At 61.7% G+C, this 6,188-nt stretch carries 6 protein-coding genes; all 6 read left to right on the forward strand.

Going from position 1 to position 6,188, the window contains the following annotated elements:
* A partial coding sequence (locus EN935_RS18315) for a DUF6537 domain-containing protein (RefSeq protein ID WP_206534533.1) occupies window positions 1-960 on the forward strand: 960 nt, incomplete at its 5' end.
* A gap of 145 nt (window positions 961-1,105) precedes the next feature.
* A complete protein-coding gene (locus tag EN935_RS18320; protein WP_109665708.1) occupies window positions 1,106-3,418 on the forward strand; it encodes an EAL domain-containing protein in 2,313 nt (770 codons plus the stop codon).
* 149 nt (window positions 3,419-3,567) lie between these two features.
* Window positions 3,568-4,347: a hypothetical protein gene (locus EN935_RS18325; RefSeq protein ID WP_126067378.1), complete on the forward strand. Its 780-nt coding sequence runs from the start codon at window positions 3,568-3,570 to the stop codon at window positions 4,345-4,347.
* Between the two features lie 118 nt (window positions 4,348-4,465).
* Window positions 4,466-4,615, forward strand: coding sequence for a DUF3096 domain-containing protein (locus tag EN935_RS18330; protein WP_109665714.1), 150 nt, complete (start codon window positions 4,466-4,468; stop codon window positions 4,613-4,615).
* Between the two features lie 216 nt (window positions 4,616-4,831).
* Window positions 4,832-5,056 (forward strand): aa3-type cytochrome c oxidase subunit IV, encoded by a 225-nt coding sequence (locus tag EN935_RS18335; protein WP_013528204.1) that lies wholly within the window; start codon window positions 4,832-4,834, stop codon window positions 5,054-5,056.
* Window positions 5,057-5,141: 85 nt separating this feature from the next.
* A partial coding sequence (locus EN935_RS18340) for a Re/Si-specific NAD(P)(+) transhydrogenase subunit alpha (protein WP_127373495.1) occupies window positions 5,142-6,188 on the forward strand: 1,047 nt, incomplete at its 3' end.

Consider the following 6,188-nt stretch of genomic DNA (forward strand, 5'->3'; position numbering starts at 1 on the left):
GGCGACGACAAGGCGCATTTCTTCGACGCCACCCGCACCGCCACAGCACTTTTCGGCAATTCGCTCGGCGCCAACATGTTCATGCTCGGCTTTGCCTTCCAGCATGGCGGCCTGCCGCTGTCGGCCGAGGCCGTCGAGAAGGCGATCGAGCTCAATGGCGAAGCCGTGGCGATGAACATCGCCGCCTTCCGCTGGGGCCGCCGCGCCGCCCATCAGCCGGATTTCGTGCACGGCCTCGTCGCCCAGCCGGGTCCAACCGTCGCTGGCAAGACCGGCCAGGCTACCGATGTCGCCGAGACGCTGGACGATATCATTGCCCGCCGGGTCGCTTTCCTGACCGCCTATCAGAATGCCGCCTATGGCAGGCGTTATGCCGAGAAACTGGCCGTTTTGCGCGCCGCCGAAACGAAGGCCGTGCCTGGTTCGACCGTGGTGTCGGAAGCTGCCGCCAGGAACCTGTTCAAGCTGATGGCGATCAAGGACGAATACGAGGTGGCGCGTCTTTACACGGACGGCTCTTTCGCCGCTGAACTGGGAAAACAGTTCCAGAGCTACGAAAAGCTCGAATTCCATCTCGCGCCGCCGATCATGGGCCGCCGCGGCAATGACGGCAGCCCTAGGAAATCGAGCTTCGGGCCCTGGATGATGAAGGGTTTTCGCCTGCTGGCGGCGATGAAGGGCCTGCGCGGCACCGCCTTCGACCTGTTCGGCTACACCGCCGAGCGGCGCATGGAGCGGCAGCTTCTTGCTCGGTACGAGGCGGATCTGGAACTCATCGCCGGATCGCTGGCCCCGGCCAGGGTCGATGCGGCGGTTGCGCTGGCATCGGTGCCAGCTCTCATTCGCGGCTATGGCCACGTCCGCCAAGCCAGCGCGGAAAAGGCCGCCGGCGAGCGCCAAAGACTGCTCGAACGCCTGTCGGGCACGCCTGCGCGGCCGAAACTTCAAGCCGCCGAATGATCGATACGCCTTGTTTACCTGAACGACAGTTTCCTCACTTTCCGTTGCGTCACCCGGCTTGACGGCGGGGGCGTGAGGGCCTCTCTAAATCTTTCTTAAGGCGGATGTGACACTGCTTGGGTCCCCAAGGGTTGGGATTCAGGCGTTGAATCTGAGAAAAAAGAACGAGATCCCGGTCGACGTCTACATTCCGTTCGTGGAAACCCTGTTTCGCGACGGGCTGACGCTTTCGATCGGATTCTTTGCCCAAACGCTGCTGGTAGTGCTGGTTTACTGGAAAACCAGGGATCCGGCCTATCTCGCGGTCACCCTCGGATTGCTGACCGTCGCCTTCCTTCGTCTTCGCAACATCAGGAAATATCGTCACGCTCCGTCGCCTCAAAATTGGGAAGAGGCGCGTCGCCGCGAGAACGACTACATACTGTACGGCTCGATGCATGGCTTCATGCTTGGTGCCTTTTGCTTTGTCGGCATCTACCTTGCCTATGACTCATTCGCGGAGATAGCTGCCGTCTGCGTGACGCTTGCCTCCGCCACGTCTATTGCTGGCCGCAACTATGGTTCGCCCAGGATGGTCGTGATCTTCATCATGACCATGACCTGGCCGATCTCGCTGGGCTTCATCCTGCGTGGCGATCCTTATCACTTCATTCTCGGCCTGCTTTCGGCGCCATTTCTTTTTGCCATCAAGCGCTTCGCCGATCTGGTCCGCGAGGTGCTTTTCGCTGCCCTGTCCGAGGAAAAGAAGGCCAATCGCATCGCCCAGCGCTTCAACCGGGCGCTCAACACCATGTCGCATGGGCTTGTCATGCTTGGCCCTGACGGCCGCGTCGCGGTGGCCAATGCCGAGGCCGCGCATCTGATGTCGCTGAAGTCGCCGGACGCGCTGCTCGGGCGGTCGATCCATGGTCTTTTGATGCGTGGCGTCGCCGGCGGCATGCTGGCGCCCAAGGATTGCCGCTATATCGAAGCTCAGCTGACCCGCGCCCTGCGCGAGGGCCGCGACCGCAAGGTGCTGGTTTCCCTCGCCAACGGCCAGCACTACGAATTCTCGGCTCGCGAAGGCAGCCAGGAGCTGGGTGTCATCACCTTCGAGGACGTCACCGCCCGTGTCGAGGCGGAAGACAAGATCCGCTTCATGGCACGCTACGACAATCTCACCGGCCTGCCCAACCGCGCCTATTTCCACGAACTTATCGGCGAGGCCATGGTATCAGGCGATCGCGACCGTCTCTGCGGCCTTGCGGTGCTTGACCTCGACGATTTCAAGAGCGTCAACGACACGCTTGGCCATCCGATCGGCGACGGCTTGATCTACGCCGTTGCCGAGCGGCTTGCCGCCATTGCCGGGCAAGGCATCACGGTCAGCCGTTTCGGCGGCGACGAGTTCATGATCTTCTTCGACCGCGTCGAGGACGAGAGCCATCTGACCAGCCAGCTCGACGAGATTTTCGCCGAACTGCAGGGGGAGGTGGACGTCGCCGGTCACGGGCTGCGCATCCAGGCCAGCGGCGGCGCGGTGCTGTCGCGGGTCAAGGACACCGATGTCGACGCCATGATCGTCAAGGCGGACCTGGCGCTCTACAAGGCCAAGGAGCTCGGCAAGAACAGCTGGCGGCTGTTCGAAGCCTCGATGGATGCCGCCTTCCGCAACCGTCAGCTGATGAAGGCGGATCTGCGCAGCGCGGTGGAAAGCAAGGGCTTGCGGGTGGTCTATCAGCCGATCGTGGCGATGAGCACCATGCGTATCGCCAGCTGCGAGGCGCTGTGCCGGTGGGACCATCCCGATCTCGGACCGGTCTCGCCCAGCATCTTCATTCCATTGGCCGAGGAAATGGGCATCATTTCCGAGATCAGCACCTTCGTGCTGCAGGCAGCCTGCGCCGAATGCGCCAAATGGCCGGACCAGACCAGCGTCTCGGTCAATCTTTCCGCCAAGGATTTCCGCAACCGCGACGTCATCCAGAAGGTTCGCGATGCGTTGGCCAGCACCGGCCTCGCGGCCGGCCGGCTCGAGATCGAGGTCACCGAAACGGCGCTGCTCGACGACAAGTCGCTGACGCGCCAGTACATCGAGGAGCTGAAGCAGATTGGCGTGCGCATCGCGCTCGACGATTTCGGCACCGGCTATTCGAGCCTGAGCTACCTGCACAAGCTGCCGCTCGACAAGATCAAGATCGACCGCTCGTTCCTGATGGACGTCACCCAGAATCCCCGTTCGCTCGAGCTGCTCAAGGGCATCGTCAACCTGTCGCGGCCGCTGGGGCTTTCGGTGACCGTCGAAGGGGTCGAGACCTTCGAGCAGCTCAAGATTCTGGCGCTGCAGGTCAAGCCCGACCTTGTCCAGGGGTTCCTTTTCGGTTCGGCGCTCAGCGCCTCCGGCATCGAGACCATGTCGACCACGGTCTGGCCCTTCGCCAAGGACATCAACACAGCCAAGAGGGCGGCGCGCCGCTGATCTACTGACAGAGAAGTGATGCTTTTTCGTAAAATTTTACGAATTGTTAACGTTAACGATGAGTAAACAACGCCTGTCCCATTTTCATCTTTACATCCCGGGGGCCTGTCGTAGGGTTGAACTGCGGCGGCAACTTACGGGGATGCACGATGGATGCGCAGTTGACAGCGCTTCGCCAAGCGGCGGGCGCGGACGGAGAAAATTCGTCCGATAGCATGTCGAGATTTGCTCGAAATGTCTCGGCAATGCTAGAACGCACAGAGTATCGCCGCTGCGACAAGGGCGAAGATCTCGAAGACATCTACAGGTTGCGCTACAAGTCCTATCGGCTGAGCGATATGGTGGTGGAAAACCCAGATCATATTGTGCATGACGAGCTCGACGAAGCCGAAAATTGCTCGAAGTTCGGCATTTACATTGACGGGGAACTGGTCAGCACGCTCCGCATCCATCATGCCTGCAGCGCGACCCCGCAATCGCCCTCAACCACGGTCTATGGTGACATCTTGCGGCCGATGCTCGCCGCCGGCGCGCATTTCACCGACCCGAGCCGCTTTGCCGCCGACCCCGACTGGTCAAAGGTCTATCCGCAGATTCCCTATCTGACGTTGCGCCTCGCCGGTATGGCTTGCTTCTATTTCGATGCACCTTACTGCCTGTCGACCATCCGGCCGGAACATGCGGGTTTCTACCGTCGCATCTACTGTTCGGAGCAGATCGGCGAGCTGCGCGACTATCCAGGCCTGAACTACAAGGTCGTGCTCTACAGGGCCAACGTCAACGCGATCCGCGAGCGCTCCTTCTCTCGGTTCCCGTTCTTCCGCTCGACACCTATGGAGCAGCGCATGCTGTTCGAGACGCCTGGTGCGGGCGAACTGGCGCCGCTGACCATCCTGCCAACGGCAAAGTATTTTCGCGAAGCCGCTTGAGGCCACGCGATTTTTGGCGAATGCCTGGAGCTTTCCGGCCGGATTCGCGTTCTGATGACGGCGGGGCGTTGCCCCCCCGGCGTCTCCATTTCGACGGATTTGTCAAAAGGAACCCGACATGACCATTTCCACGCTTGCGCTCACCCCGCTCATCTCGCTGATCGCCGGCGTGCTGATTCTCGTGATGCCAAGGCTGTTGAACTACATCGTCGCGCTCTATCTGATCGTCGTCGGACTGCTCGGGCTTTTCCCGCATCTTGTCGGCTGACAGCGCCGTTTGAGGCGGCGCCAGCGTTCGCCTAGACCGCTTTCGGAGGATCTTTCCGATCAGGCACCCGGATCCGGGGCGGATTCCAGCGCGCGTCGGCAGCCGGCTTCAATTTTCCTTTGAGGCAGTTGTCGGCTGCGATGCGGCAATAGCGCCATTGCTCTCGGCCCGGCTTTTCGCTATGTGCCTGAAAGATGTCTTCGAAGGGGTATTCCTATGGCTGATCACTCGCCGACCGGTCCTGTCGAACTGGGCGCGAAGATGGACTATGCAGAGCATGACCGCACCTATGCGGGCTTCCTCGCACTGGCCAAGTATGGATCGCTTTTCTGCGGAGCCCTGCTTCTGGCGATGGCCTTCGGTTTCTTCGCGGGCGGCTTCTTCTCGGCGACTATCCTGTTCGTGCTGATTCTGGCCGTCGGCGCCTTTATCCTCCGATAGATTTTTCCGACACCTTGTCCATGGCGCCGCCGCGAGGCCGGCCGGCGTCTTGCGGGAAACAGCTTCCGGCCGAAAGGATCATGCGGTGGGACAGACGGTTTTCATCCCTCGTGAACTCGATGCCAACGAGCCGCGCGTCGCGGCCTCGCCCGATACGGTGAAACGGTTGGCGGCGCTGGGCTTCGACGTCATTGTCGAGGCGGGTGCCGGTCTGAATTCGCGCATCATCGATGCCGATTATGCGAGCGCCGGCGCTGCCATCGGCAAGGCTTCAGATGTCGCCAAGGCCGATGTGGTGCTGAAGGTGCGTCGGCCCAGTGATGCCGAACTGAAGAGCTACAAGCCCGGTACGGCGGTCATCGCCATCATGGATCCCTACGGCAATGATGCCGCCGTTGCAGCTCTTGCCAAGGCCGGCGTCACCGCCTTTTCGATGGAATTCATGCCGCGCATCACCCGCGCCCAGTCGATGGACGTGCTGTCTAGCCAAGCCAATCTCGCCGGCTACCAGGCGGTGATCGACGGCGCTTCGGAATATGATCGCGCATTGCCGATGATGATGACGGCGGCGGGCACGGTGCCGGCGGCAAAGGTCTTCATCATGGGCGTCGGCGTTGCCGGCCTGCAGGCAATCGCCACCGCGCGCCGGCTTGGTGCGGTCGTCACCGCCACCGACGTTCGTCCCGCCGCCAAGGAACAGGTCGCCTCGCTCGGCGCAAAGTTCCTCGCGGTCGAGGACGAGGAATTCAAGGCGGCCGAAACGGCCGGCGGCTACGCCAAGGAAATGTCGAAGGAATACCAGGCCAAGCAGGCGGCACTCACATCAGAGCATATCGCCAAGCAGGACATCGTCATCACCACGGCGCTTATCCCCGGCCGCCCGGCGCCGAAGCTGGTTTCGGCGGCCATGGTCGCTTCGATGAAGCCGGGTTCGGTGCTGGTCGACCTCGCGGTCGAGCGCGGCGGCAATGTCGAGGGCGCGGTGCCGGGTCAGGTCGTGACCACCGCCAACAACGTCAAGATCGTTGGCCATCTCAACGTGCCGGGCCGCGTCGCTGCTTCCGCCTCGCTGCTTTATGGCCGCAACCTGTTCGCCTTCGTCGAGACGCTGGTCGACAAGACCACCAAAACG

Origin of the sequence: Mesorhizobium sp. M7D.F.Ca.US.004.03.1.1 (genome assembly GCF_003998635.1) — a bacterium.
Taxonomy (GTDB): Bacteria; Pseudomonadota; Alphaproteobacteria; order Rhizobiales; family Rhizobiaceae; genus Mesorhizobium; species Mesorhizobium loti.